Below are 25,991 nucleotides of genomic sequence, written 5' to 3'. Positions count from 1 at the left end.
GCTATCCATTCACCTTACAAGCAGGGACACCCGCATGTACGTACCAGCCCATTTCGCCGAAAACCGCAAGGACGTGCTGCACGATTGCATTGCCCAACATCCGTTCGGCACGCTGGTCACGCACGGAGAAAGCGGGCTCGACGCCAATCACATTCCCTTCGAACTCGCGGCGGGCGAAGGCGAGCTGGGCATCTTGCGCGCGCACGTCGCGCGGGCCAATCCGGTTTGGCAGGACGTGACCAACGGCGACGACGTGCTCGTGATCTTCCGCGCGGGCGACGCGTATATCTCGCCGAACTGGTATCCGAGCAAGCACGAAGCACACAAGCAGGTGCCGACCTGGAATTACGTGGTCGTTCACGCGCATGGGCGCATCAGGATTCTCGACGACGAGCGTTACGTGCGCGGCGTGGTCGGCCGCTTGACGCGCACGCACGAAGCCACGCAGCCCAAGCCCTGGAAGATGGCCGACGCGCCCAAGGACTATACGGACACCCTCGTGAAGCTGATCGTTGGCGTGGAGATCGAGATCACGCGTCTGGTCGGCAAGAGCAAGCTCAGCCAGAACAAGGAAGAGCGCGATATTCGCGGCGCGGGCGAAGCGCTCATATCGAGCGGCGAGTCCCGCATGGGCGACGCCATGCTTGCCGCTGCCGACGAAAAGACACGATAACGCATACCGGGCGCACAACAGCGGGCCGCGCCATGCAACGGGTGCGGTTCGCTGCAGGCGCAACATTTCCGAGGCACCGCCATACCGGTCCCGAGTTCTTCTACGCGCTCGAAGGCGAGGCGGTACAAAACGGCTGGCGGCCGCCGGCGCGCTGCACGGTTGTCGCCGCGCGGGCCGATGAGCAAACGCGGGTAAACCACATTCCAGGCGCTTGAAGAAAATCTTCACAGGCCTATTCAACTAGTATTTAATAAACCGGCGCGGCAGTGAGCGACGGGTCACGCGCGTCGCCGTGACCTGACCCTGACGGTACGAGGCCGGAACGATGAATCCCCACGAATACGAAATCCACGATGCGCGCTTTCGCATGCTGCTGCAGCCCAACGCGCAGTTCGAGAAGCTCGCGGGCGGCTGCATGTGGGCGGAAGGGCCGGTGTGGTTTCCCGCCGGCGACTTTCTTGTCTGGAGCGACATCCCCAACAACCGCATGATGCGCTGGGTGCCCGGCATCGGCACCGGCGTGTTCCGCGCGAACTCGAATTTCAGCAACGGCAATACGCTCGACCGGGAATGCCGGCTCGTGACGTGCGAGCACGGTACGCGCCGTGTCACGCGCACGGAGCACGACGGGCGCATCACCGTGATCGCCGATCGCTTTGAAGGCCACCGGCTGAATTCACCCAACGACGTGATCGTGCAGTCGGACGGCTCGATCTGGTTCACGGACCCCGACTACGGCATTCTCGGCGACTACGAGGGCTTTCGCGCGCCGAGCGAGATCGGCGGCTGCCACGTGTATCGCGTGGCGCCCGACACGGGCGTGGTGCAGCGCATGGCCGACGACTTCACGAAGCCCAACGGCCTCGCATTCTCGCCGGATGAAGCGCGGCTTTACGTGGCCGACTCGGGCGCGTCGCATATCGAGAACGGCCCGCATCACATCCGCGTATTCGACGTGGACGCGCAAGGCAGGTTGCACAACGGCCGGGTGTTCGCGGACATTGCGCCGGGCGTGCCGGACGGCATGCGCGTGGACGAGCACGGCAACGTGTGGACGAGCGCGGGAGACGGCATCCACTGCTATGCGCCCGATGCCACGCTGCTCGGCAAGATCCTCGTGCCGGAAACGGTCGCGAATCTCGTGTTCGGCGGCCCGAACCGCAATCGTCTTTTCATCGCGGCCAACACCTCGCTGTATTCGCTTTACGTTGGCGTGCGCGGCGCTTCCCAGGGAGACCGGCTATGACACTTCTCGACCCCGCTCAGCTTTCGGCCGCGCTCATTCTTCTCGACCGGCGCGACGACGTTGCCATCGCGCGCGGGCAGTTGATGCCAGGCTCGGTACTCTATGGCGACCACACGGTCGCGGGCATGATTCCGCCGGGCCACAAGGTCGCGCTGCGCGACATCGAGCAAGGCGAACCGGTGCGCCGCTATGGGCAGATCATCGGCTTCGCGAGCCGGCCGATCCGCCGTGGCGAACACGTGCATACCCAGAATCTCTCGATGGGCGATTTCGAGCGCGACTACGCATTCGGCGTGGATGCGCACGACACGCCCGCCGCTGCGCAGCCTGCGACGTTCCTCGGCATCCGGCGCGCGGATGGCCGCGTCGCCACGCGCAATTACATAGGCATCCTGACGTCCGTGAACTGCTCGGCCACGGTTGCGCGCGCGATAGCCGACCACTTCCGCCGCGATATCCACCCCGAAGCGCTCGAAGCGTTCCCTAACGTGGATGGCGTGGTGGCGCTCACGCACGGCGAAGGGTGTGCGCTCGCGGCAGAGGGCGAGCCCATTACGGTGCTGCGCCGTACGCTCGCGGGCTATGCGCGTCACGCCAACTTCTATGCCGTGCTGATCGTTGGTCTTGGCTGCGAGACGAACCAGATCGACGGTCTCGTGGAAGCCGAGCAACTGGAGCGCGGCGCGCGCCTCTCGACCATGACGATCCAGCAAACGGGCGGCACCGCGCGCACGGTTGCAGCGGGCATCGACCAGGTGCGCGCGCTGCTGCCCGATGCGAATCGCGTGACGCGCGAGCCGGTGGAGGCGCGTCATCTGATGGTCGGCCTGCAGTGCGGCGGCTCGGACGGCTACTCCGGCATTTCCGCGAATCCGGCGCTCGGCGCAGCGGTAGACAGACTGGTCATGCACGGCGGCACGGCCATTCTCTCCGAAACGCCCGAGATCTACGGCGCCGAACATTTGCTCACACGGCGTGCGGCGTCGCGCGAAGTGGGCGAAAAGCTCGTGGCGCGCATCCGCTGGTGGGAAGCGTATTGCGCGCGCATGGAAGCGAACATGAACAACAATCCTTCTGCCGGCAACAAGGCGGGCGGCCTCACGACGATCCTCGAAAAGTCGCTCGGCGCGGTGGCGAAAGGCGGCACGACACGGCTCGTCGAAACCTACGAGTACGCGCAACCCGTGCATGCGCGGGGGCTCGTGTTCATGGACACGCCCGGCTACGACCCTGTGTCCGCCACGGGCCAGGTGGCGGGCGGCGCCAATCTGATCTGCTTCACGACGGGACGCGGCTCGGCCTACGGCTGCGCGCCTTCGCCTTCGCTCAAGCTCGGCACGAACAGCGCGCTGTGGCGGCGCCAGGAAGAAGACATCGACCTGAACTGCGGCCGCATTCTGGACGGCGAGCAAAGCGTGGACGAGACGGGCGCGGCGATCTTCGAGCTGATACTCGCGACGGCTTCCGGACAGCGCACCAAGAGCGAGCTGCACGGCTACGGCCAGAATGAATTCGTGCCCTGGCATCTGGGGGCGGTCATGTAACACGGGAGCGATTCGGACAGGCGCCGCAACTCGATGGAGGCACGACGCCACATTCAGAAGGAGTGCTTTCCATGAAGGAAAAGTCGCGCTGGCTGGTCATTTTCTTCTGTTTTCTGGCGATTGCAGTGAACTACATCGACCGCGCCAATCTCGCGGTCGCAGCGCCCCACATCATGAAGGACCTCGGCATTGGTCCTGCCGCCATGGGGCTCCTGCTGAGCGGCTTCTTCTGGACTTACGCCGTGATGCAACTGCCCTACGGCTGGTTCGTCGACCGGGCCGGCGCACGCATCGCGTTGCCGTTCGCCGTGGGCTGGTGGTCGGTGTTCACCGCGGCCACCGCGGTAGCGGGCGGCTTCGCGGCGATGTTCGGCTGCCGGCTCATGCTCGGCGCGGGTGAGGCGGGCGCATACCCGTCGTGCGCGAAGCTCGTTAGCCAGTGGTTTTCGCGCGAAGAACGCGCGCTCGCCACGAGCATTTTCGATAGCGGCTCGCGCGTGGGCTCCGCGCTGTCGCTGCCGCTCGTTGCCGCGATCATGGCCGCGTGGGGCTGGAAGGCTTCATTTGTGATTACCGGTGCGCTCGGGTTCGTGTGGATCGTGGGCTGGCTCGTGATGTATCGGGAGCCTGAGGCGCGCGCCGCACTCGATCAGCCGCGCGCCCCCGTGCCGGCCGCCGCCTCGATCCGCTGGAGCGGGTTGTTCCGCTATCGCACCGTGTGGGGCATGATGCTGGGCTTCTTCTGCCTGAACTTCGTCATCTACTTCTTCATTACGTGGTTTCCGAGCTATCTCGTGCAAGCGCGCGGCTTCTCGCTCAAGTCGCTTGGCACGCTCGGCACCTTGCCCGCCATTGCCTCGATACCCGGCGGCTGGCTGGGCGGCTGGCTTTCCGACACGCTGGTCAAGCGCGGCTGGAGCCTGACGGCCGCGCGCAAGACCTGCATTGTCGGCGGCATGCTGCTTTCGTCCGTGATCACGCTCACCGGCGTTGTTCAGGATGTCTATCTAATGCTCGCGCTCTTCGCGGTTGCTTACGGGAGCCTCGCGGCCGCCGCGGCCAGCATCTGGTCGCTGCCTGCCGACGTCGCGCCCACGCCGCGGCACGTCGCCTCGCTGGCGGGCATCCAGAACTTCGCGTCGAATCTCGCGGGCATCGCGCTTACGACGTTTACAGGCGTGATGTTGCAGCTCACGCGCGGCTCTTTCACGATTCCGCTTGTTGTCGCCGGCGGGTTTTGCGTGCTCGGCGCGGTGAGCTATCTTGTGATAGTCGGGCGTGTGGAGCCGCTGCGGGCGCCCGAGGCCAAGGGTGTCGACGAGTCGGCCTACGCGCCGCGCGCCTGAGCGCCGCCTCTTGTTCCGCTGCCATACACAGGGTCACGTACATGTCGAATTCCACTGCTGCAAAAGGTTCAGAAGTCGTTGTCGAGGCTCGCGCGCTGCATGCTTTCGTCGTCGCCATCTGGCGCGCGGCCGGCAGCGAGGCGCGCGAGGCGACGCTCGTTGCCGACCATCTCGTCGAAGCGAATCTCGCGGGGCACGACTCGCACGGCGTGGGCATGATCCCGCGCTATATGCTGGCGTGCCGCGAAGGTGAACTGAAACTGAACGCGCACGCGCAAGTCGCGCGCGACGCGGGCGCGGTGCTCACCATCGAAGCCGGGCGCGGCTTCGGGCAAGTCACGGCGTTCGAAGCGATGGAGCGCGGCATCGAGCGCGCGAAGTCGCTCGGCGTGTGCGCGCTCGGTCTGCGCAATGCCCATCACATCGGACGTATCGGCCACTGGGCGGAGCAATGCGCGCGCGCCGGGCTCGTGTCGTTCCATTTCGTCAACGTCGCGGGCGATCCGCTCGTCGCGCCGTTCGGCGGCATCGACCGGCGCTTCGGCACCAATCCGTTTTGCGCGGCGTTTCCGCTCGAGGGCCGCTCGCCGCTGGTGCTCGACTTCGCCACGAGCGCGATTGCCGCGGGCAAAGTGCGCGTGGCCTACAACAAAGGCGTGGATGTACCCGCCGACGCGTTGATCGACAGCGACGGCCGCCCCACGCGCGACCCCGGCGCGCTCTTTAGCGATACCCAGCATGGCGCGCTGCGCGCGTTCGGCGGCGCGGTGGCAGGGCACAAGGGTTCGGGGCTTGCCGCGATGTGCGAGATTCTGGCCGGTGCGCTCTCGGGCGGCTTCACGACGCGCGAGCAAACCATCGTCTCCACGCACGCGATCGTCAATTGCATGATGTCGGTGATCGTCGATCCGGCGGCGTTCGACGCGCCCTCGCGCGAGGACGAAGCGCTCGCATTCGTCGAATGGCTCAAGGCCACGCGGCGCGCGGCGGGTGTCGACGAGATCCTGCTGCCCGGCGAGCGCGAGGACGCAACACGGCGTGCGCGCGAGGCGCACGGCATTCCCGTGGATGCGACGAGCTGGGCGCAGATTGTCGATGCCGCGCGCATGGCGGGAGTGACGGATGCGGAAATCGCGGCGTGCGAGCAACCCGGCTAACTGCGACGCGCCAACTACCTGCCGCTCACTCGTCGCACTTCACCTCGCTCTTGGGCGCGACGATGATCACGGGGTAGGTGCCGCGGTCGAGTTCCACGCGCACGACGACAGCGGTGGTAGCGGGGTCGCTATCGTCGTACACGCTCACCTTCTCGTTCTTCAATAGCGTGACGCCCGTGCAGCCGGACGCGTGGCTGTCGTCGTCGGCGATCTTGCATTGGATCTCGTTTTCCTTGAGGTAGCGAATGCGGTCGCGGTCGGGCGTAGCCAGATAGTCGCGCACGCTTTGCGCCGAGCCTGCAACGCCCGTGACGTAGCCGATCGCGCAATCGCGCTTCGAATTCGAATCGCCCGACGACGTTTGGGCAAGGGCGGGAACGGCGGCCAGAGCGATGGCAGCGAGGGCGCACGAGAGGGTGAGGCACTTCATGGGTGTTCTATTGCCGCAAAAGTGGAATCCGCGATTTTAACGCTTGCGCGCAATTCGCTATCGGGCCAAACGCACCGCATGGCGGTGGTCCGCCCGCTTCAAGCGGCAAGCGCTGCATCGACCGCGGCCTGGTATTGCTGGAAGCCAGCCTGCAACAGCACGCTTCGCACGCGTGCAAGCTCGCACCGCGCGGCTTCGTCAGCGCGCTCATGCAGGGCGCTCGCGAGCGCGCGTCCGCGCGCCGCGAACAGGTCGGCCCAGGGCAGCGGTTCGCGCCGCGTGTAGTTCTCCAGCGCGCTCACATAGCGCAGCACGCCGGCCGGATCGCGGGCCGCGAGCATCGCTTCGATCGCGTCGCGATAGAACCAGAGGTGGTTGTGGCCAACCGCGCCGCGGCGCAGAAGGTCCTCACCTTCTGCGAGGAGCCGCAGCCGTTCGTCATGCTCGTCGACTGCGCCGGCGAGCGCGCTCAGCGCCTTCGGTGCGCTGAACTGCGTGCCCACCTCGCGCGAGATCGCAATCGCCTCACGCAGCGCTTCGAGCGCTTCGCTGCGGCGCCCATCGGCGAGCCAGACGCGCCCCTGCATTTCCACGTTCTGCGCCTCGAACCGGCGTGCGCCCAATTGCCGGATCACGCGCCGCTCCAGGTCCAGATGGACCTGCATGGCCTGCATATCGCCCAGCTCGTAGCAGGAGAATACGCCGAGCGTTTCGCCCAGCAATTGCGCGCGCGGCTGCCCGACCAGCTCGGCGGCGCCCACGGCGGCGACAGCGTCTTCGCGCGCCTGCCGCGGGTCGTTCAGATAAATGCGGCTGAAGCCCTGCATCGACCGGTTGGCGACTTCGATCCGGCCGCACCCGTGCTCGCGGCTCAGCGCCACGCAATCGCTGAAATGGCGGAACGCCGTGCGCATGCGCCCTTGCGCGTACGCGGCATCGGCGAGGCCGCCCAGCGCGCGGGCCTCTGCCTCCGGCAGGCCGAGGCGACGCGCATAAACAAGTCCGCGTTCGTGCTCGGTGCTGCAGGCATCGATCTTTCCGAGCGGAAAGTAGATGTTGCCGCGCAAATAGTGAAGGCTCGCGAGTTCGGCCACCCGGTCGTCGCGCTCCGCGATCCGCTGCGCAGCGTCGAGCAGGTCTAGCGCTTCGTCGAGCCCTTCGCTCACGCGCAAGCCTTCCGCGAGCCCGAGCTGGCAGCGGCACAAACTGGCGTCGTCGGGGGCGGCCGCGAGCGCTGCGCGCCAGGTCGCGATCGATCCCGCAATGTCGCCCAGGTCGCGCTGGAGTTCGCCCTTGCAACAGGCCAGGGCGAGGCGGTCCGCCTCTGTCTGCGCGATCTCGAGGCCGCGCTCGGCGAGGCGTAGCGCGGCTTCGAGCAGGTGCGCCGCGCGCTGTGCGAGCGCGGCGGCGAGGTAGGCCTGCGGCGCGCGTTCGTCCTCGGCGCGGTCGAGATGCTGGGCGTGCAGCGTGGGGTCGCCGTGCGCAAACCAGTCGGCCGCGCTGCGGTGCAGCTCGCGCCTGCGCGCGCGCAGCAACGTCGAATAGGCGCTTTCCTGGATCAGTGCATGGGCGAACAGGAACTCCTCGCCCTCCGGCAACACGAGCGCATTGGCAAGCAGACCGTCGCAGACATAGCCGGGATCGTCGATGAGCCGCCGCAACAAGGCGAGGTCGAAGCGCTGGCCGATCACGGCGGCCGCCTGGAAGGCGAGGCGGTCGTGCCGCGCGAGCCGGTCCATGCGCGCGAGCACGAGGCTGCGGATCGAGGCGGGCACGGCGCTGCCGCTGCCTTCCTCGACGTTGCGCAACAGCTGTTCGAGGAACAGCGGGTTGCCGCCCGCGCGCTCGATGCACGCGAGCGCCACGCGCTGCGTCGCGTCGATGAAGTTGCCCGCGAGGCTCAGCGCCTCATCCTTGCGCAGCGGCCCGAGATCGATCGTCGCGAACGGCGTGTCGCGGCAGCGCGCGCGCCACGTCGCATCGATCGGATCGCCTTCCACGCGCGAAGTCGTCACGAGCAGGCCCGGACCGTTCGCGATGCCCGAGGCGAAGGCCGAGAGATAGTCGAGCACTTCGGGGTCGGCCCAATGCAGGTCTTCTACGACGATAAGCGTTGCCGCGCGCCGGCAGGCGTCGTCGGTCAGTCTCGCGGCGAGCGCCTGCTTGCCGCGCTTGCGCGCGCCGTGGTCCATCGCGTCGTAAAGGGCGCGCCACTCGTGCGCGAGCGGCAGGTCGAGGAGGTCGTGGACAAACGCGCGCTGTTCGGCCTTGACGACGCCTTCAGCGGCGAGGCGATCGGCGGCGGCCTGGCGCGCGTCGCCCGAAGCGCCGGCCGGCAGGCCGAGCAGGCTGGCGACGATCGTGTGCACGGGGTCCTGCCCTTTGCCCACGCCGAAATCGAGCACGAGGCCCCGGTGGATCTCGAAACCCTGCGACTGCGCGTAGCGGCGCATCTCGTCGACAAGACGCGTCTTGCCGATGCCCGCTTCGCCGCGCACATGGACGATGTGGCCGGCCCGCCTCGCAATGCACGCGTGGACGATACCGTGAAACTGCTCGAGCTCGGCCTGACGTCCGACGAAAAGGCTCTGGCTCGCCTTGGCCGACTCGCTCGCCGGGTCGTTCGAAATCGCGCGCAGCCGCCATGCGCGCAGCGGCGTGTCGATGCCTTTGAAGCGCTGCTCGCCGAGCGCGTCGCACACGGCGGCGTCGCCGAGCGCGCGCGCCACGTCATCGGAAAGCCAGGTCTCCCCGGGCGCCGCCGCCACCTGCAGCCGCGCGGCCAGGTTCACCGGATTGCCGGTCACGGTGTAGTCCCGCGCGTCGACGCAGCCGAGCGCGCCCGCGACGACTTCGCCGCTCGCGATGCCGATATGCGCCTGCAGCGTGCGCGCCGCCTGCGCGCTCAGCTGCGTCAGCGCCTCATGGATGTCGAGCGCCGCACGCGCCGCGCGCAGCGTGTCCGTCTCGTGCGCGCGGGGCGCGCCGAACAGCGCCATGACCGCGTCGCCGATGTGCCTGTCGGTCGTGCCGCCGTAGGCGAGCACGATACCGTCGACGAGCGCCGTGAAGCGGCCGATCAGCGCGCGCAGCTCCTCCGGATCGAGTGTGCGCGAGAGCGCGGTGAAGCCGCAGAGATCGGCAAAGAGGATCGTGACCTGCCTGCGCTCGTCCGTGGGGATGTCCGCAGCGTCGGGTGCGGTGGGTGTGTTCGGCGTCTGCGCCTGCGGCCCGGACGCCGGCGCCAGGCCCTGCGCGGCGGCAGCGAGGATGCGTTTGCGATGGCCGAGCGACTGCACCCCGAGCTCCCTCAGGTCCGCGTCGGTCAGCTGCGCGAGCAGCGACAGATCGATATCGTTTGCCGCGAACGCGGGTGCGTACTGCTCAAGTCCGAGGGCGCGCAGCCATTGCTCAGTATCCATGTTCGCCGTCTGGATCCCATGCCGCTCGCCCGATGCGAACCGCCGCGAGCCTGTGGGCACTCGTGCCGATGAATATTCAGTGTAGGCGCGCGCCACGCGCCGCGTATGGCCTGCTTCCGGCGTTTGACAGGCTTTCGATTGCGGACGGATACTGGATCGCACCCCATCGCTCCCCAATCGCGCCTCGCGCATTCCACTGAGCATTCACGTGAAGCCGGGCAAGACCGCTACCGTCGCCGCTGCCCCGCCGCGCTCGCGTATGGCGGCGCTGCCCGGCGATCTGGCGGCCGGCGCGGTATCGGCGCTCGTCATGCTGTGCTACGCAATGAGCCTCGGCACGATGATCTTCAGCGCCGATCTTGCGCGCTACGCGATGCTCGGCGTGCCCACCGCGCTCGTCAGCTGTGTCGTCACGGCGCTCGTGATTGCCTTGACTAGCTCGATGCGTCTGAACATTGGCGGCCCCGACAGCAATGCGGCTGCGTTTCTCGCGGGGGTGGCGGCAGGCGTGGCGAGCAGCGTGCGCGCGGATGGCGGCTCCCCGCAGACGCTCCTTCTCACCGTGCTGATCGCCATCGCGCTGTGTTCGCTCGTGACCGGGGTCGTGCTTTACGCGATCGGCTCCTCGAAGCGCAGCCGCTCGCTGCAGTTCCTGCCTTATCCGGTCCTCGGCGGTTTTCTCGCGGGCACGGGTTATCTGCTGCTCGCCGGTGCATTTCGCGTCATGACGGGCGAGTCGCTGCAATGGCACACGCTCGCGCTGTTGACCCATCTTCACTGGCTCGCCTGGCTGCCCGCGCTCATCGTAGGCGTGCTGGCCACTGTCCTCATGCGCAGCTGGAAACACGTTGCGGCGCTGCCGCTCACGCTCGCCTTCGGGATCGTCCTTTTCTACGTTCTGCTACATGCTGCTGGCTTGTCGATCGATCAGGCGCGCGACATGGGGCTGCTGCTGCCGCGCGTGGCGCTGCGGCTCACGGGCATACCGGAGCTGCACTTGCGGGCGCAGCTCGCACAGGGTGGCATCGACTGGGCGGCGATCGCCTCTCACCTCCCCGAAAGCCTCGTGGTCACGTCGGTCTCGGCCGTCACGATCCTGATGAATTCGACGGCGATCGGCGCGGCAACGGGCGAGGAAGTCGATCTGAACCGCGAGATGAAGGCTGCAGGCCTCGCCAATCTCGCGAGCGGACTGTTGGGCGGCATGGTGGGTTATCAATCGTTCAATCGCTCGATGCTCAATGCGCGCGTTGGCGCGACGAGCCGCATGGCGGGCGTGTTCGCATCGCTCGCGTGTCTCGTCGTGCTGGCGTCGTCGCCCGGTTTTGTCGCGCTCTTTCCCGTGCCGGTGCTGGTCGGCCTCCAGCTGTTCATGGGGCTGCGCCTCATCGTGCAGTGGGTTGTCGGCGCATGGACGAAGCTCGCCTGGTACGAGTACCTGCTCGTGCCCGTCATTCTCGGCACGATCGCGGCCTGGGGCGTGATTGTCGGCGTAGGCGCGGGCGTGATCGCCGCGTGCATCATGTTCACGCTGCTCTACGGCCGCGTGAGTTGCATACGCATGGCGTTCGACCTTCGCACCCGCAGATCGAATGTCGAGCGCAACATCGAGGAGACCGAAGCATTGCGCGCACTCGGCGCGCAGGTGTGCGGAATGTGCCTGCAAGGGTTTCTTTTTTTCGGCACGGCCAATTCGATCCTCCAGCGCATACGCGAGCGAATAGCCGCGCGCGACGCGGTGCCGGTTCGTTTCGTCATGCTCGATTTCGCGGCGACGCAAGGCATCGACGCGTCGGTTTCGATCAGCTTCGTCAAGCTGCGGCAGCTTTGTGCGGCGATGGACGCGGACCTGATCCTGACCGCGCTGCCGCCGCGCTCGCGCGACCTGCTGACCCGAACCGGCACGCTCAATCTGCGCATTCGTGAATTCGACACGCTCGATGCGGGCCTGGAATGGGTGGAGGACCAGTTGCTCGCGTCAAGCGCGTTCGCGCCGAAGCGCGGGGACGACCTGAACGCATTGCTCGCGCTGCATTTCACGGCCAGCGCGCTGATCACGCTCTCCACCCGGCTCGAAGTGCACGATCTGCAAGCGGGCCAGGCGCTGTTTCTTCGTGGAGATCCCGGCGACGCGCTGTATATCATCGAGCGCGGGCGCGTCGCCGTTTCGCTGCCGCTTGGCAACGGGCGCTCGGTGCGTGTGCGCGCTTGCCTGCCGGGCACGGTCATCGGGGAAATGGCCGTGTATACGCAGCGGCCGCGCAGCGCGGATGTGTTCGCCGAGGTGCCGACGCGGGTGCGCAGGTTGTCGCTGGCCGCGCTCGTTGCGCTAGAGCGGGACGACCCCGCAGCCGCCCAGCAGTTTCACCGCTTTCTGGTGAAGGTCATTGCGTCGCGCCTCGCCCTCGCCACGGAGGCCCTGCGCGCGGCCTACTGAGCGGTGGGAGCCTGCCAGTCGCGTACGCCTTCAGTGGCCGCTTCATGCAGGTGATCGTCGAGCGATATCCGCGACGTTTCCGGCAAGGACATGCCGCCAACCAGCGCCAGCAGCGAGACGGCGATCAGGTAGAAAGCGGGCGAGATGTTGTTGCCCGTCGTCTCGATCAGCCAGGTGGCAACGAGCGGCGCCGTTCCGCCAAAGATCGTATAGGCGAGGTTGTACGTGATGGCCGAAGCGGTATAACGCGTTCGGGTCGGAAAGACTTCGGACAGCAGTGCCGCCGTGACCACGCCCGACAAGACCGCGCCGACCGCAAGCATGGCCGCGCCAAGCAGTGCGGAGCGAAAGTCGCCTGACCCACCGAGCACGAAGGAAGGGTAGACCGCGGCGATCAGGATGGCGCATACCGTGAAAACGGTTTTGCGTCTTCCCACGGCGTCCGAGTAGAGGCCGGCGAGCGGGCAGAGCGCCGCGGCGAAGACCAGTGCGATTACCGTGATCAACAACGCGCTGGCCCGGCTCAGATGGCCGACAACCTGCAGATACGTGGCGAAGTAGGTCGTAAAGGTATAGAACGAGAGCGCGGTGACGGAAACAAAGGCCCCAAGGCGCACAATCGCGCTTGCCTGGGTCTTGAGCGTTTCACGCAGCGGGGCGTGGGCCAGGTCGTGATCGTGTTCGACTGCGGCGAACGACGGCGTTTCGCCAAGGCGCGTGCGCAGATACAGGCCGACGAGGCCGATAGGCGCAGCAGCGATGAACGGGACTCGCCAGCCCCAGCTGCTCATTGCCTCTGCGGACAGCAGGGCGTCCAGTCCGGATGCCACCACGGCGGCGCTCGCGAACGAAAGGAACGTGGAGACCGGAATGAAGCTGCCGTAGCGCGCGCGCTGGTGCTTCGGCGCATGTTCCATCAGATACGCGCAGGCGCCTGCGTACTCGCCGCCGGCGGAAAAGCCTTGCACGCATCGCACGATCGCGAGCAGCAACGGTGCGAGCATGCCGACCGATGCGTAGGTCGGCAGCAAGCCGATAACCGTAGTTGCACCTGCCATGATCAGGATGGTCATGGCGAGCGTTTTCTTGCGGCCTACCCTGTCGCCCACCACGCCGAAGAAGATGCCGCCGAGCGGCCTGAATGCAAAAGCGACGGCGAAAACCGCGAAGGTTTTCATCAACGCGATCGCGGGGTCGCCGTTCGGAAAGAATTGGCGAGTCAGCAGGGTTGCCAGAAATCCGTAAACGGCAAAGTCGAACCATTCGACGAAATTGCCGACCGCGGCGGCGATGATCACCTTGCGAAGCGTTTTTGGGTCCACGTCTGGCTGATACGCTTTCATGCTCTGGCCGTCCCTTATGCGTTGAATAAGGTGTGCGTATCACCATGAATGGCAGAGCCACTTGAGGCGAGCGGTTTAACGCTGAAGTCGCACGGTATTGGTTTGCACAGTAAATGCGACCATAAATGGCGCTCCTAGAACAAAGGCGACATGGTGACGCTCTGGAAGCGACATCCGGTTTTGCTGTCGCGCGATGACCAGACGATGCCGTTTTTTGAATGGCTTTATTCAGCGAGAGCCGGTCGCTCCGGCCGAATCGCCATTGCCTTTTCGATTGAATGCGCCTGCACGAAGTGCCAACCGGAATGCGGGTTCGTGATACAAGGTCACAACGCAAAGCGGCCACCCAACCAGAAATACGCAATGGACCGAATCGACGCCATGAAGGTTTTCGTCGCCACGCTCGACGAGGGAAGTCTCGCGGGCGCGGGTCGCCGCCTGGGCCGCTCGCCCGCGGCGGTGAGCCGGGCCATTGCGTTCCTGGAGGAGCACACCGGCACGCCGCTCTTGTACCGCACCACGCGCACGATTCGGCTGAGCGAGGCGGGCGAGCGCTATGCGCTCGCATGCCGGCGCATTCTGGCCGACCTCGAGGAGGCGGACTTGCTCGCCGCCGACGAGCGCTCCGCGCCGCGCGGGCTGCTCGGCGTCACGGCGGCGGTGGCGGTGGGCGAAGAGGTGCTGCGCCCGATGATCGACGAGTTCATCGACCGCCACCCCGAGGTGTCGATCCGCCTGCACTTGCTCGACAGGCCCGCAAGCCTGATCGACGAGGGCATCGACGTGGCGTTGCGCATTGCGCATTTGCAGGACTCCACGCTCGTCGCCATTCCGGTGGGCGAGGTGCGGCGCGTGGTGGTCGCTTCGCCCGGCTATCTCGCCACGCATGCGGCCATCGAGGCGCCCGCCGATCTCGCGAGCCACCCGATCATTTCGATGACGCATTTCGGGCTCGACTCGTGGAGCTTCCCGGCCGCGCGCCAGACGGCGCTGCCCCAGGTCGTGCAGTTCTCGCCGCGCTTCATCGTGAACACGATACGCGCGGCGCGCGCTTCGGCCGTGGCGGGGCATGGGCTCACGCGGCTCTTTTCGTACCACGTGGCCGAGGAGGTCGAGGCGGGCAGGCTCGAGATTGTGCTGCGCGACAGCGAGCATGCGCCGCTGCCCGCGAATCTCGTCACGCCGCACGGGCGTCTTTCGGTGCCCAAGGTGCGCAGTTTCGTCGATTTCGCCGCGCCCCGGCTGCGCGAGTACTTCGCGCAGGCCCGGCGCATTACCGACGCCGATTAAGCGATATTCGACGTGGCCGCCATACGCGCATTCGTTCGCGGCGCGGAAGAATGACTTCCGTGCTGCGGCGATTCTCCCGCCATTCGATCTAACCTAGACTGACTCCCATCTTCAGCAGGTGCTTCATTGCCTCGCTTGCCGGGAGTCGTCATGCATCAAGCCGTTTCGAATCCGTCCACGCCTGCCGCCTACAACGTGTGGCGCGGCACGCTCGCCGGGGCCAGCGCCAGCCTCATCGGCATTGGCCTTGCACGTTTCGCCTACACGCCGCTGTTGCCCGCCATCATCGGCGCGCACTGGTTCCCCGCCTCGACCGCCGCCTACCTCGGCGCCGCGAACCTGGGCGGCTATCTGGCCGGTGCGCTGCTCGCGGGCGCAATGGCTCGCGCCGCGAGGCCCGCCACCGTGCTGCGCGCGATGATGCTGCTCGCGACGCTCGCCTTCGCCGCCTGCGCGGTGCCCGTTTCGTTCCTCTGGTTCTTCGCCTGGCGCTTCGCCTCGGGCCTGTCGGGCGGCGCGCTCATGGTGCTCGCCGCGCCCACGATCCTTGCGCACGTTCCTGCGGCGCGCAGGGGCTTTGCGAGCGGCGGCATCTTCACGGGCATCGGGCTCGGCATTGCGGCCTCGGGCACGATCGTGCCGATCCTGCTGCGCCAGGGCCTGAGCGCCACGTGGCTCGGGCTCGCCGTCGTCTCGGCGCTGCTCACGGCCGTGGCGTGGAACGGCTGGCCCGAGCACGGCGCGAGCGCGCCCGCTCATACGCCTTCACGCTTCGAACACGCCAGGGCCTACCCCCGCGCGAAGCTGCGCGCGCTCTACGTCGAATACGGGCTGAACGCCGTGGGGCTCGTGCCGCACATGATCTTCCTCGTCGACTACGTGGCGCGCGGTCTCGGTCGCGGCGTCGATGCAGGCGCCGAATTCTGGGTGCTGTACGGCATCGGCGCGATCGTCGGCCCGCTCGCGGCGGGACATCTCGCCGACCGCTCGGGCTTCGCGCCGGCATTGCGCGCGGCGTATCTGCTGCAGGCCGTCGCGGTCGCCATTCCGGCGTTTGGCATGTTCGGCGCGCAGGGGCTCATGGTCTCCGCCGTGCTGGTGGGCGCCTTTACACCGGCCATCGTGCCGCTGGTGCTCGGCCGCGTGAACGAGCTGCTCTCGCATCATCCGTCCGCCGTGAAAAGCGCGTGGAGCCGCGCCACGACGAGCTTTGCCGTGATGCAGGCGGCCGCCGCCTACGGGCTGTCGTTCGTGTTCTCGTCGAGCGGCGGCAACTACCTCGTGTTGTTCGCCATCGGCGCTGCGGCTCTCGTGCTCGCGCTCTTTGTCGATCTCTGCTCCGCGCTGCGCGCCAAGTGAGGGCCAGGTGAATACCACCGCATCTTCCCCCGCCGCTGCGCTGCGGCAGGCCACGCCTGCGCCGCGCGGCTATGTGGAGCGCAATGCGCCGTACTGGCAGCGCAATCTCGTCGTGTGCGTGATCGGCTCGTTCACGACGCTCGTGAGCCTGAGCATGCTGCTGCCGTTCCTGCCGCTTTACGTGCGGCAGCTCGGCGTGAGCTCGCAGTCCGCCGTGATCCAGTGGTCGGGCGTGGCATTCGGCGCGACCTTCCTCGGCACGGCGCTTACCGCGCCGATCTGGGGGCGTCTCGCCGACCGCTATGGCCGCAAGCCCATGCTCGTGCGCGCGGCGATCGGCATGGCCGTGGTGATGTCGTTGATCGGCGTGGCGCACAATGTGTACGAGCTCGTCGCGCTGCGTCTGATCGCCGGTCTCGTGGGGGGCTATGCGTCGGCTTCCACCGTGATGGTCGGCACCCAGGCGCCGCGCGAGCGCGCGGGCTGGGCCCTCGGCATCCTTTCCACGGGCGCGCTGGCGGGCAATCTCGTCGGGCCGCTGGTGGGCGGCGTGCTGCCTGGCTGGATCGGCATTCGCGGCACCTTTTTCGCCGGCGGCGCGATGATCGCCGTGGCGGCGCTCCTGACCATCTTCGTGGTGAAGGAAGAGTTTCATCCAGAAAGCGACGCGAAGCCACACGCGCGCCATGTAGCAGCGGGTTCAGGCAGTAGCGCGCGCCGCCCCGATTACGCGGTCGTAGCCGCGCTGCTCGTGACCGCGATGATGGTGCTGCTCGCCAACATGTCGATCGAACCCGTCATCACGGTTTTTATCGGCAGTCTGGGCGTGGGCGCGGCGCATCTCGCGCGCGTGGCGGGCGTGGTCATGGCATGCTCGGCGCTTGGCAGCATGCTTACGGCGGCGCGCCTTGGCGCGCTCGCCGACCGCTTCGGGAGCTGGCGCGTGATCGTCGCGTGCCTCGTGCTCACGGGGCTCGCCATGGTGCCGCAAGCGTTCGTCACGCACTGGTGGCAGCTCGCGGGCCTGCGCGTGGTGATGGGCATGACGCTCGCGGGGCTCTTGCCTTCCATCGGCAAGCTCGCGCGGCAATCGGTAGACGAAAGCAAAACGGGGCGCATGCTCGGCTATCTGCAATCGGCCCAATTCAGCGGCCAGGTGGTGGGCCCGGTGATCGGCGGCGTGATCGGCGTTCAATTCGGCCTGCACGCCGTGTTCTTCGTGACCGGCGCGCTGCTGGTCGCATGCGGTGGACTCGCGCACTGGGCGCAGCGCCGCGCTCACGCTTGAAAATCGCAAGCATCCGGAGGTAACGCAACATGAGCAGCACTCAAGTGGACGAACGCGCGTTGCTGCGCTCGCTCGGCATTCAAAAGCCGATCATTCAGGCGCCCATGGCGGGCACCACCACGCCCGCGCTGGCCGCCGCCGTGTCGAACGCGGGTGCGCTCGGCTCGCTGGGCGTGGCCGCGATGAGCGCGGAGAACGCGCGCAACGCCATTCGCCAGACGCGCGAACTGACGGCCAAGCCGTTCAACGTCAACGTGTTCTGCCATCGCCCGGCCACGCCCGATGCGGCGGTCGAGCGCGCGTGGCTGGACTGGCTCGCGCCGGTGTTCGAGCAATACGGCGCCACGCCGCCGCAATCGCTTTCGGAGATCTACACGAGCTTCGTCGCGGATCAGGCCATGCAGCGCATGCTGCTCGAAGAAAAACCCGCGGTGGTGAGCTTTCATTTCGGCCTGCCGCCCGATGCGGTGATCGCCGAACTTAAACACGCGGGCATCCGTTTGTTTGCGAGCGCAACGAGTCTCGACGAAGCGGCCGCAGCCGTGGAGGCGGGCGTGGATGCCATCGTCGCGCAGGGCGTGGAGGCGGGCGGCCATCGCGGCGTGTTCGATCAGAATGCCCGCGACGACGGCCTTGGCACGTTCGCGCTCACGCGCCTGCTCGTGAGCGAGTTCGACGTACCCGTGATCGCGGCGGGCGGCATCATGGACGGCGCGGGCATTGCCGCCGCGCTGGCGCTCGGCGCGCAGGCGGCGCAACTGGGCACCGCGTTCGTGGCCTGCCCGGAGAGCGCGGCCGACGAGGGTTATCGCGCGGCCTTGCTTGGCGACGCGGCGCGGCATACCACCTTCACCTCGGCGATTTCGGGGCGCCTTGCGCGCAGCATCGTCAACCGGTTCACCGCGCTTGGCGAGGACCCGAAGGCGCCGCGCATTCCGTCCTACCCGATCGCCTACGACGCGGGCAAATCCCTGATCGCGGCTGCGAAGGCCAAGGGCGAATCCGGCTATGGCGCGCAATGGGCGGGCCAGGCCGCGCCGCTCGCGCGCGCGTTGCCGGCGGCGGAACTCGTGGCGCAACTGGAGCGCGAGACGCGCGAAAGCATCGCGCGCTTGCAGTCCGTGTGGGGTTGAGCCGGGTCTGACTGCCGCCAACGTTTCGCCGCCCGCCGCAAAAGACGCGCTCAGGCGGGCACGATCTGCGCGATCACCACGAGTTCGACGGGCAAGTTCAGCGGCAGTTGCGAATGCGAGAACGCCGAGCGCGCATGTCCGGCCTTCTCGCCGAGCGCGGCTGCGAAGAGGTCCGATGCGGCGTCGAGCACGGCAGGCTGATCGAGAAAGCCTTCGGCGCTGCTCACGTGGCCTTCCATACGCACGACGTGATGCAGACGCTCGAAGCCGCCCAGGTGGCGCTTGATTTGCGCGAGCACGTTCAAGGCGGTGAGCTGCGCGGCCTCGCGGCCTTGTTCGAGCGTCAACTCCGCGCCCACGCGTCCGGTCCAGCGCAGCTTGCCGTCGGCGAGCGGCCCCTGGCCGGAGATGAAGAGCAGATTGCCCGCCGGGAAGCGGCCGTGTAGTTGCCAAGCGGCTGCGGCGCGGCGGGCAGGGCGAGACCGAGATCGGCAAGTTTCTGTTCGACGGACACGATGTTCTCCTTGAGTGGTGGTGAGCATTCGCCTCATGTTGGCGCCTTCAGAATAGAGCGAAAACAGCGGGCGCGAATCGGAGCAGGCAGGAGAAAACGGGCATGCAACGCAAATTCGACGATCTGCTGCTGGGCAGCATCGAGCTGTTCTGCCAGGCGGCGGAACTGGGCAGCTTCACGCTGGCGGCCAATGCGGCGAGCGTCACGCCCGCTGCGGTGAGCCGGTCCGTCGCGCGGCTCGAAGAGCGGCTTGGCGTGCGCCTGTTCGTGCGCACGACGCGCCAGATCCGCCTGACCGATGCGGGGCGACGCTACTTCGAGCAGTGCCGCGAGGCGCTGTCGCAACTCGTCGACGCCGAGCGCGAGGTCACGGGCGAGCAGACCACGCCGGCCGGCGTGCTGCGCATCAGCATGCCCACGCCCTACGGGCACTATCGCGTGCTGCCGCTTTTGCCGGCGTTTCGCGAACGCTATCCGCAGGTGCAGGTCGACACGCACCTGAGCAACCGCAACATCGACTTCGCCGACGAAGGCTTCGACCTGGCGATTCGCGGGCGTGCGCCTGCCGATTCCAACCTGGTCGCGCGCAAGCTGGAAGACGCGGAGATGGTGGTGGTGGCCACGCCCGCTTATCTGAAGCGTGCGGGTACACCGAAGACCGTGGCCGATCTGCAGAAGCACGAATGCATACAGTTCGAACTGCCAAGTAGCGGGCGCCATGTTGTCTGGACGTTCGACGGCAATGCCAATGAAGATGGCGATGTGGTGACGAGCGGAAGTTACGGAACCTCCGGCGACGCGCTCGCGGGCGTGACGCTCGCGCGTGCGGGGGCGGGGCTCTTTCAGACGTATCGCTTCGTGGTGGCGGACGACCTGCGCGAAGGCAGGCTCGTTGAGGTGCTGCGCGAGGAGGGCGGGCGTACCCGGCCTTTCATTCTGCTGTATCCGCACGCGCGTTATTTGACGTCGCGCGTGCGGGCCTTTGTGGATTTTCTGGTGGAGCAACTGGCGGCGCCTGCGCCGCGTGCGAAGCGTGCAACATGAGGGCTCGGGCGACGGCCTGAATTCATTGCTTGCCAGGGAATAGCCCCGCCGCTGCTGCGTTTATGCAAGACGCGGGGCGCGCGAAGCATGGTGGGTTCACCGGCCGCGCGAGTCGTCATGGCATTGGCGGCCCGTCCCCGCGAGAAGGAGGTGTCAGATGAAAGCTTCTCGCTCGTTGTCTGCATGTCGTTCATACATCGGCAGGAACCGCACGGCGTTCGTGCCGCGACTGCGTCACCTGGCGTTGGGCGCCGGGCTCCTCGCCCTTTCACTCGGCGCGGTTAGCGTGGACGCCCAGCAAGCGATCCTGCCGCCGGCGTTTGCGACTTCATCGACTGTGCCGACCAATGGCGACGTCAATCCGTACGGCATTGCATTCGTACCGGCCGGCGTGCCGTCGTGGAGTCCGCTCAAACCCGGCGACGTGGTGGTGTCCAACTTCAATGCGCAATCGAATCTGCAAGGCACCGGCACGACGATCGTGAAGATCGTTCCCAATAGCCAGCCCGTGACCTTCTTCGCGGGGCACAACCTCGGTCTCACAACGGCGCTCGCCGTGCTGAGAAGCGGCTTCGTGCTGGTGGGCAACGTGCCGACCGCCGACGGCAAGAACGTCATCGCGCCGGGCTCGCTGCTCGTCATCAATCCGCAAGGCCGGCTCGTCAAGGAACTGAAAGATGCGCGCCTGCTCGACGGCCCCTGGGACCTCACGGTGATCGACGGCGGGCCATTCGTGAAGGTATTCGTCTCGGACGTGCTGAACGGCACCGTCGCGAGAATCGACCTCCTGATCGGCGAGAACGGCGTGACCGAGTTGCCGACCTCGACGATCGTCGCCTCGGGCTACCTGCATCGGACCGATCCGGCGGCGCTGGTTGTCGGCCCCACGGGGCTCGCCTACGACGGCCTGCGCGACGTGCTCTATGTCGCCTCGACCGGCGACAACGCGGTGTTCGCCATTTACGGCGCGGCGCTCGCGAGCCATAGCGGCGGAATGGGGCGGATGATCTATCAGGACAACACCCATCTGCATGGACCGCTTGCCCTTGCACTCGCACCCAACGGGCATCTGGTCACGGCCAACGGCGACGCCGTGAACGCCGACCCGAAACAGCCTAGCGAAATCGTCGAGTTCACGGTGGACGGGCAATTCGTCGCTCAGATGTCGGTCGATCCCGCGGCGGGTTCTGCATTCGGGCTGGCATTTGGCATGGACAGCCAGCATCACTCGCAGTTTGCCGCCGTAGACGACGCCACCAACACGACGACGGTCTGGACGCTGCGTACCGGCAACTGATCAACAAGCGCGCAACGTGATGACCCATGCCCCGCTCCGAAGCGCTGGAGCGGGGCAGGTGGTGGAAATTGCTTAGTGTGCCGAAAGAATATCAGGGCTTCACGACGTGCCACATGTCTTTGAAGCCGTCGCCGGTCATCTGTCCAGCGTGTGTGTCTTTCGAGTAGCGATAGAGGGGGTGGCCCTTGTAGGTCCATTGATGCTTCCCGTCTGCGGAAGCGATCAACCCCCAGTCGCCGCTGGCCTTGTCGTAAGGGTCGGCGAGCGCGGCTGGCCACATGGTTGCGCATGCGCCGGCGCACGCGCTTTTGCCCTGCTCGGTGTCCTTGTCGAACGTATAGAGCGTCATGCCGTCGTCGTCGACGACCATGCCGTTGGCCACTTTCGGCGGTTCCGCGAACACCGCAATGGGTAGAAAGCAAACCACGGCGCACAACAAGATTCTGGTCATGATTTCAGTCCTTGTAAAAACCCGCTGGGATACGTGATAAACGGCTGACGGCGGGCTTTCTTCCATTTTCGGTTCGTCGTTGGGAAGCGCTCCGCGGCGCGTGACATCCATTTTCTCGAGGGCAGGTGAAATGGCCGCCGCGCGCCCTACGTTCGGTGCCGAACACACAGCGAACAAACGGCGGATAAACGCGGGCCTATCGCGCACGTCGAGCCACCGGGCCGAAGGCGGATGCGGCATACTGCAAAGCGCACCACGCGTTTGCCATTACAGAGAGCCGCGATGATCTTTCGCCAGCTTTTCGACCCGGTATCGTCTACCTATACCTACCTGCTCGGCGACCCCGAAAGCGGCGAGGCGCTGCTGATCGACCCTGTCTACGAGCAGGTGCCGCGCGACCTCGCGCTGCTGCAGGAACTGGGCCTGCGTCTGCAGGCGACGCTCGACACCCATGTGCACGCCGACCATGTGACCGGCGCGTGGCGCCTGCGCGAGCGCAGCGGCAGCCAGATCGCGCTTGCCGAAACGGTCGGCGCCGAGGGCGTGAGCCGCCCGCTGCGGCATGGCGACCGCATCGCTTTCGGCAAGCGGTATCTGGAGGTGCGCGCCACGCCCGGCCACACCAGCGGCTGCCTGACCTACGTGCTCGACGACGCAAGCATGGCCTTCACCGGCGACAGCCTGTTGATTCGCGGCTGCGGCCGCACCGATTTTCAGGGCGGGAGCGCGGAGCAGCTGTTCGCTTCCGTGCGCGAGCAGATTCTCACGCTGCCCGGCGACTGCCTGCTTTACCCGGCGCACGACTATCGCGGCATCACGGTCACGAGCGTGGCCGAAGAGCGGCGCTTCAATCCGCGCCTGGGCGGCGACGTCGATCTCGGCGACTTCGCGGGCTACATGCACAACCTGAATTTGCCGCACCCCAAGCAGATGGCCGTCGCGGTGCCCGCCAACCTGCGCTGCGGCAAGCCCGAGGGCGAGGCGCCGATCCAGGAAACGCCCGACTGGGCCCCGCTCACGCTGCGTTTTAGCGGCGTGTGGGAAATCGAGCCCATGGCGTTGCTGGAGCATGTGGCGGCCATGCAGATCGTCGATGTGCGCGAGCCGCCCGAGTTCATCGACCAGCTCGGCCATCTGCCCGATGCGAAGCTCGTGCCGCTTTCGCAACTGATGGCCCGCATCGACGAGCTCGATCGCGACCGGCCGGTCGTGGCCGTGTGCCGCTCCGGCGTGCGCTCCGCGCAGGCAAGCGTATTGCTCACGAAGGCGGGCTTCGGCAAGGTGGCCAATCTCGCCGGCGGCATGTTGCGCTGGAAGGCCGAGGGACTGCCCGTCGCGCCGTGCAGTCCGTGATGACGCCCTGGAGGAGACGAACATGACAGCCCACGACTTCGCCGAGTTTTCCTGGGACGAACAGGAAGACGTGAAGGCTGTGCTCGCCAGCCGGGGGCTCGAACTGCGCGAGTTCCGCATCTCGGACAACGAGAAAAGCCCTGCGGGGGGCGAGCGCGCGGCGATGCGGCAGGTATCCGTCACACGGATCGCCAATGGCAAGACGGCCACCTACGACACCGACCACTTCGCCCCGTGGATCACGGATTTCGACGAAGCGCTGCAGGCCGGCGAGTTCGACGACTGAACCAGGCCGAGCGGGCGCCGGGAACCCGGTAACGCCGCGAGCGCGCGGCGTGCTTCGCGCAGGGCTGGCGTACACTCGTGCCCTTGGGCAAGGAACCGGGAATGAGGAGCGACGCTGGCCATGACGAACGCGACGGTGACTGAGGGCCGGAACGATCACTGGCTCGTCGCGCGGCGCGACGCGCAAACAGGTATCGAGAGTTTGCGCGCGCATTTCAGCGGTCACGCCTACGACCCCCACGATCACGACGACATGCTGATCGGCTATACGGAGCAGGGGGTGCAGCGTTTTCAGTGTCACCGGTCGCTGCACACGAGCGTGCCGGGCCGCGCGATCCTGATCGAGCCGGGCGCGCTGCACGACGGCCACGCGCCCGAACCGGGCGGCTTCACCTACGCGATGTTGTATCTGCCGCAGCCGTGGGTCGAACGTGCGGCGCGCAGGCTGAACATTGCGGGTCTGGGCGCCGTGGAGGCCGCTTTCGGCCAGACGCTCGTTGACGACCCGCGCCTGACCGACGCAATCCGCCGCGCCTTTCTCGCGCTATACGGCGAGGAAGGCCGGCTCGCGCGCGACGAGGCGCTCGACCGCTTGCTGGAGCACCTGGGCGGCCATCTGGTCGATACGACCGCAGCAGCGGCCCCGGCGCCGCCCGCATTGGCTCGCGTGCGTGACCTGCTGCACGAGCACATGGCCGCGAACATCGGGCTCGACGAACTCGTCGATAGCTCGGGCATCGACCGGTTTCGTTTGACGCGCCTGTTCCAGCGCGAGTTCGGAACGTCGCCCCATGCTTACCTGGTGCGCTTGCGTCTGCGCGCCGCTCGCAGACTGCTGGCGGCGGGGCGCACGCCGGCCCAGGTTGCCGCGGAAGTCGGCTTCGCGGACCAGAGCCATTTGGGACGCTGGTTTCGCCGCGCGTACCGGATGACGCCGGCCACCTACCGGCGCATGTGCGAGGAGAGGCGCGACTAGGCGAATTCCGCGATTGGCGTTTCGCATGGCCGCGCCTCGCGGGAAAGGTCTGCGGCTGCGCTAGCGGCTCAACCCGGCCTGGGCCCGTTGCAGCCATTCGCTATTGTGTTCGCGGGCATGGCGCGGCCAGTGCTTTGCGTCGTGCACGATATCGGCGTAAAGCTCGCGTGCGCGCTGGCGGTCGGCGTCGCTTGGCTGCTTGGCCAGCCAGTCGGCGAAGAGGCAACGCGGAGCGGCGTCGCTTGCGCACGCAAGCGCGGCTTCGAACGCGGCGCGCGTGCCCGCTGCGCCATTGGCGGCGAGCGCCCGTGCATACAGCAAAGTGGGGTCCGGCTGCTGGCGGGCGACAGGCTGCACGGCGAACAGCTTTTCGAGCGTCTCTTGCGTGGCAGCGGCATTGCCGTTTGCAAACTGTGCGCGCGCGAGGCCTTCGAGCAGGGCGGGATCGGAGGCGAACGGCCCGGTTGCCGCCGCCTCGTAATGCTCCAGCGCTTCGACGGCATTGCCCGCGTCGAGCAGCGCCGCGCCCAGCCGCATACGGTGCGCGACGGTCGGCGCGCGGTCGAAGTCCGTGCGCGCCTCGCGCACCGCGCGGTTGGGATCGACCAGTTGCGAGATGGCCCGGCCAGTCGCCCTCGCCCCGCGCGACTGGCGCAGGCTCGGCAAATAAATCACGAAGAAGTAGACGAGGCTGCCAAGGCCAGGGAAAAGAAACAGGATCAGCAGCCAGTACATGTTCTGCTGGTTGCGGATGGCATGCACTGCAAAGAGCAGGGCGATGATGACGTAGAGGCTGATTCCGAATATGCGCATTGGCGAAAGGGTCCCTTGTGGTGCGTTGCCGGTGCGTGGTTCTGCTTCAGGCATGGCGAGTCGTCCCAGGTCGTCGAATCGACCTCGCGCTCGCGGATCAAAGCCGACGTTTGCGCAGTTTGCGCTGCATCGACGCCATCCTTTCAATGATACCCGCGGGCGGCTTGCGTTCCCTCGCAAGTGCAACACTCTCGCGCCGTTCGGCTCGCTTGCTTCGACCTGCCCGGGCGCGGCTGCGCATAGCGCTGCCACCGGCTTCCAGTCCCACATGCGGGCTGCGGAAAATAAGGCAGTCCTCGATGGCTTGGTCATGGTTGCGCCACATTGGGGCGATGGCAGGATTGTCGTGAATTCTAGCGTTGCCGTTCGATGAGCGTGTTTTTGGACTGTTCTCGCCCGGAGCCCATTCATCAGGCTCAGTAAGCTGCACACGTTGCGCGTGCATCGATTGGCGCAAGAACCTCCAGGCCGCAGCGGGGGCAATTTGCACACGCGGACCGACCACAGGCAGAATACGCCATTCCAGCGGATGCAAAGACGCTATGCGCGGTGGGTTCGCGCTATGCGCCGCCGCACGCGCATCAATCTAA

The 25,991-nt window shown here is 66.8% G+C and carries 20 protein-coding genes and 1 pseudogene; 15 read left to right on the top strand and 6 right to left on the bottom strand.

Annotated elements, in window-relative coordinates:
- Positions 1 to 34 precede the first annotated feature (34 nt).
- The 5 genes from U5A57_RS02860 (at position 35) to U5A57_RS02840 (ending at position 5,966) form a co-directional block, all read left to right on the top strand.
- Positions 35 to 673, top strand: coding sequence for an FMN-binding negative transcriptional regulator (locus tag U5A57_RS02860; protein ID WP_321908014.1), 639 nt, complete (start codon positions 35 to 37; stop codon positions 671 to 673).
- Between the two features lie 325 nt (positions 674 to 998).
- Entirely contained in the window at positions 999 to 1,919 is a 921-nt protein-coding gene (locus U5A57_RS02855) for an SMP-30/gluconolactonase/LRE family protein (RefSeq protein WP_321908012.1), read from the top strand.
- A complete protein-coding gene (locus U5A57_RS02850; protein WP_321908010.1) occupies positions 1,916 to 3,463 on the top strand; it encodes an altronate dehydratase family protein in 1,548 nt (515 codons plus the stop codon). The genes U5A57_RS02855 and U5A57_RS02850 overlap by 4 nt, the downstream gene beginning before the upstream one ends.
- A 71-nt stretch (positions 3,464 to 3,534) precedes the next feature.
- Positions 3,535 to 4,809 carry an MFS transporter gene (locus U5A57_RS02845; RefSeq protein WP_321908009.1) on the top strand — a complete coding sequence of 425 codons (1,275 nt, stop codon included), beginning with the start codon at positions 3,535 to 3,537 and terminating at the stop codon, positions 4,807 to 4,809.
- 41 nt (positions 4,810 to 4,850) lie between these two features.
- A complete protein-coding gene (locus tag U5A57_RS02840; RefSeq protein WP_321908008.1) occupies positions 4,851 to 5,966 on the top strand; it encodes a malate/lactate/ureidoglycolate dehydrogenase in 1,116 nt (371 codons plus the stop codon).
- Between the two features lie 25 nt (positions 5,967 to 5,991).
- Here the strand turns inward: U5A57_RS02840 and U5A57_RS02835 are convergent, their stop codons facing one another.
- Both U5A57_RS02835 and U5A57_RS02830 read right to left on the bottom strand, forming a co-directional pair.
- The gene (locus tag U5A57_RS02835) at positions 5,992 to 6,396 is read right to left on the bottom strand and encodes a hypothetical protein (protein WP_321908006.1); all 405 of its coding nucleotides are present in this window, start codon (positions 6,394 to 6,396) and stop codon (positions 5,992 to 5,994) included.
- A 98-nt stretch (positions 6,397 to 6,494) separates the two neighbouring features.
- Positions 6,495 to 9,818, bottom strand: a complete 3,324-nt coding sequence (locus tag U5A57_RS02830; protein ID WP_321908005.1) for an adenylate/guanylate cyclase domain-containing protein — start codon at positions 9,816 to 9,818, stop codon at positions 6,495 to 6,497.
- 208 nt (positions 9,819 to 10,026) lie between these two features.
- On the opposite strand from U5A57_RS02830, the gene U5A57_RS02825 reads away from it, so the two are divergent.
- A complete protein-coding gene (locus U5A57_RS02825; protein WP_321908004.1) occupies positions 10,027 to 12,255 on the top strand; it encodes a SulP family inorganic anion transporter in 2,229 nt (742 codons plus the stop codon).
- Here the strand turns inward: U5A57_RS02825 and U5A57_RS02820 are convergent.
- Positions 12,249 to 13,598, bottom strand: coding sequence for an MFS transporter (locus U5A57_RS02820; RefSeq protein ID WP_321908002.1), 1,350 nt, complete (start codon positions 13,596 to 13,598; stop codon positions 12,249 to 12,251). The two genes, U5A57_RS02825 and U5A57_RS02820, sit on opposite strands and share 7 nt — an antisense overlap.
- 363 nt (positions 13,599 to 13,961) lie before the next feature.
- On the opposite strand from U5A57_RS02820, the gene U5A57_RS02815 reads away from it, so the two are divergent.
- From U5A57_RS02815 to U5A57_RS02800, 4 genes are all read left to right on the top strand, one after another.
- A complete protein-coding gene (locus U5A57_RS02815) occupies positions 13,962 to 14,888 on the top strand; it encodes a LysR family transcriptional regulator (protein ID WP_321908000.1) in 927 nt (308 codons plus the stop codon).
- Between the two features lie 150 nt (positions 14,889 to 15,038).
- Positions 15,039 to 16,247: a YbfB/YjiJ family MFS transporter gene (locus U5A57_RS02810; RefSeq protein ID WP_321907998.1), complete on the top strand. Its 1,209-nt coding sequence runs from the start codon at positions 15,039 to 15,041 to the stop codon at positions 16,245 to 16,247.
- 7 nt (positions 16,248 to 16,254) lie between these two features.
- Positions 16,255 to 17,535 carry an MFS transporter gene (locus U5A57_RS02805; RefSeq protein ID WP_321907996.1) on the top strand — a complete coding sequence of 427 codons (1,281 nt, stop codon included), beginning with the start codon at positions 16,255 to 16,257 and terminating at the stop codon, positions 17,533 to 17,535.
- Positions 17,536 to 17,564: 29 nt separating this feature from the next.
- Positions 17,565 to 18,668 carry a nitronate monooxygenase gene (locus U5A57_RS02800; protein WP_321907994.1) on the top strand — a complete coding sequence of 368 codons (1,104 nt, stop codon included), beginning with the start codon at positions 17,565 to 17,567 and terminating at the stop codon, positions 18,666 to 18,668.
- A gap of 50 nt (positions 18,669 to 18,718) precedes the next feature.
- On the opposite strand, the pseudogene U5A57_RS02795 reads toward U5A57_RS02800, so the two are convergent.
- A pseudogene (locus U5A57_RS02795) lies at positions 18,719 to 19,182 on the bottom strand (RidA family protein).
- A 102-nt stretch (positions 19,183 to 19,284) separates the two neighbouring features.
- On the opposite strand from U5A57_RS02795, the gene U5A57_RS02790 reads away from it, so the two are divergent.
- Both U5A57_RS02790 and U5A57_RS02785 read left to right on the top strand, forming a co-directional pair.
- Positions 19,285 to 20,226 carry a LysR family transcriptional regulator gene (locus U5A57_RS02790; protein ID WP_321907992.1) on the top strand — a complete coding sequence of 314 codons (942 nt, stop codon included), beginning with the start codon at positions 19,285 to 19,287 and terminating at the stop codon, positions 20,224 to 20,226.
- Positions 20,227 to 20,563: 337 nt separating this feature from the next.
- Positions 20,564 to 21,523, top strand: a complete 960-nt coding sequence (locus U5A57_RS02785) for a hypothetical protein (RefSeq protein WP_415774575.1) — start codon at positions 20,564 to 20,566, stop codon at positions 21,521 to 21,523.
- Positions 21,524 to 21,614: 91 nt separating this feature from the next.
- On the opposite strand, the gene U5A57_RS02780 is transcribed toward U5A57_RS02785, so the two are convergent.
- Positions 21,615 to 21,974: a hypothetical protein gene (locus U5A57_RS02780; protein ID WP_321907989.1), complete on the bottom strand. Its 360-nt coding sequence runs from the start codon at positions 21,972 to 21,974 to the stop codon at positions 21,615 to 21,617.
- Between the two features lie 282 nt (positions 21,975 to 22,256).
- Here U5A57_RS02780 and U5A57_RS02775 point away from each other — a divergent pair, with 282 nt between their 5' ends.
- The 3 genes from U5A57_RS02775 to U5A57_RS02765 all read left to right on the top strand — a co-directional run bounded on the left by U5A57_RS02775 (position 22,257) and on the right by U5A57_RS02765 (position 24,588).
- Entirely contained in the window at positions 22,257 to 23,327 is a 1,071-nt protein-coding gene (locus tag U5A57_RS02775; RefSeq protein ID WP_321907988.1) for an MBL fold metallo-hydrolase, read from the top strand.
- Positions 23,328 to 23,349: 22 nt separating this feature from the next.
- Complete coding sequence (locus U5A57_RS02770; protein ID WP_321907986.1) at positions 23,350 to 23,613, top strand: hypothetical protein; 264 nt, start codon at positions 23,350 to 23,352, stop codon at positions 23,611 to 23,613.
- A gap of 120 nt (positions 23,614 to 23,733) precedes the next feature.
- Positions 23,734 to 24,588 carry an AraC family transcriptional regulator gene (locus U5A57_RS02765; protein WP_321907984.1) on the top strand — a complete coding sequence of 285 codons (855 nt, stop codon included), beginning with the start codon at positions 23,734 to 23,736 and terminating at the stop codon, positions 24,586 to 24,588.
- Between the two features lie 60 nt (positions 24,589 to 24,648).
- Here U5A57_RS02765 and U5A57_RS02760 read toward each other — a convergent pair whose 3' ends face one another.
- The gene (locus U5A57_RS02760) at positions 24,649 to 25,401 is read right to left on the bottom strand and encodes a hypothetical protein (protein ID WP_321908568.1); all 753 of its coding nucleotides are present in this window, start codon (positions 25,399 to 25,401) and stop codon (positions 24,649 to 24,651) included.
- Between the last annotated feature and the right edge of the window lie 590 nt (positions 25,402 to 25,991).

The organism is Paraburkholderia sp. J11-2, from assembly GCF_905220185.1.
In the GTDB taxonomy this organism is placed as follows: Bacteria; Pseudomonadota; Gammaproteobacteria; order Burkholderiales; family Burkholderiaceae; genus Paraburkholderia.
This window is presented reverse-complemented; position numbering and strand designations above follow the sequence as displayed.

Bases quoted from the DNA above. Each gene is read 5' to 3' on its own strand.
- U5A57_RS02860 (WP_321908014.1), top strand. From the start codon at position 35: ATGTACGTACCAGCCCATTTCGCCGAAAACCGCAAGGACGTGCTGCAC.
- U5A57_RS02855 (WP_321908012.1), top strand. From the start codon at position 999: ATGAATCCCCACGAATACGAAATCCACGATGCGCGCTTTCGCATGCTG.
- U5A57_RS02850 (WP_321908010.1), top strand. From the start codon at position 1,916: ATGACACTTCTCGACCCCGCTCAGCTTTCGGCCGCGCTCATTCTTCTC.
- U5A57_RS02845 (WP_321908009.1), top strand. From the start codon at position 3,535: ATGAAGGAAAAGTCGCGCTGGCTGGTCATTTTCTTCTGTTTTCTGGCG.
- U5A57_RS02840 (WP_321908008.1), top strand. From the start codon at position 4,851: ATGTCGAATTCCACTGCTGCAAAAGGTTCAGAAGTCGTTGTCGAGGCT.
- U5A57_RS02835 (WP_321908006.1), bottom strand. From the start codon at position 6,396: ATGAAGTGCCTCACCCTCTCGTGCGCCCTCGCTGCCATCGCTCTGGCC.
- U5A57_RS02830 (WP_321908005.1), bottom strand. From the start codon at position 9,818: ATGGATACTGAGCAATGGCTGCGCGCCCTCGGACTTGAGCAGTACGCA.
- U5A57_RS02820 (WP_321908002.1), bottom strand. From the start codon at position 13,598: ATGAAAGCGTATCAGCCAGACGTGGACCCAAAAACGCTTCGCAAGGTG.
- U5A57_RS02815 (WP_321908000.1), top strand. From the start codon at position 13,962: ATGGACCGAATCGACGCCATGAAGGTTTTCGTCGCCACGCTCGACGAG.
- U5A57_RS02810 (WP_321907998.1), top strand. From the start codon at position 15,039: ATGCATCAAGCCGTTTCGAATCCGTCCACGCCTGCCGCCTACAACGTG.
- U5A57_RS02800 (WP_321907994.1), top strand. From the start codon at position 17,565: ATGAGCAGCACTCAAGTGGACGAACGCGCGTTGCTGCGCTCGCTCGGC.
- U5A57_RS02790 (WP_321907992.1), top strand. From the start codon at position 19,285: ATGCAACGCAAATTCGACGATCTGCTGCTGGGCAGCATCGAGCTGTTC.
- U5A57_RS02780 (WP_321907989.1), bottom strand. From the start codon at position 21,974: ATGACCAGAATCTTGTTGTGCGCCGTGGTTTGCTTTCTACCCATTGCG.
- U5A57_RS02775 (WP_321907988.1), top strand. From the start codon at position 22,257: ATGATCTTTCGCCAGCTTTTCGACCCGGTATCGTCTACCTATACCTAC.
- U5A57_RS02770 (WP_321907986.1), top strand. From the start codon at position 23,350: ATGACAGCCCACGACTTCGCCGAGTTTTCCTGGGACGAACAGGAAGAC.
- U5A57_RS02765 (WP_321907984.1), top strand. From the start codon at position 23,734: ATGACGAACGCGACGGTGACTGAGGGCCGGAACGATCACTGGCTCGTC.
- U5A57_RS02760 (WP_321908568.1), bottom strand. From the start codon at position 25,401: ATGCGCATATTCGGAATCAGCCTCTACGTCATCATCGCCCTGCTCTTT.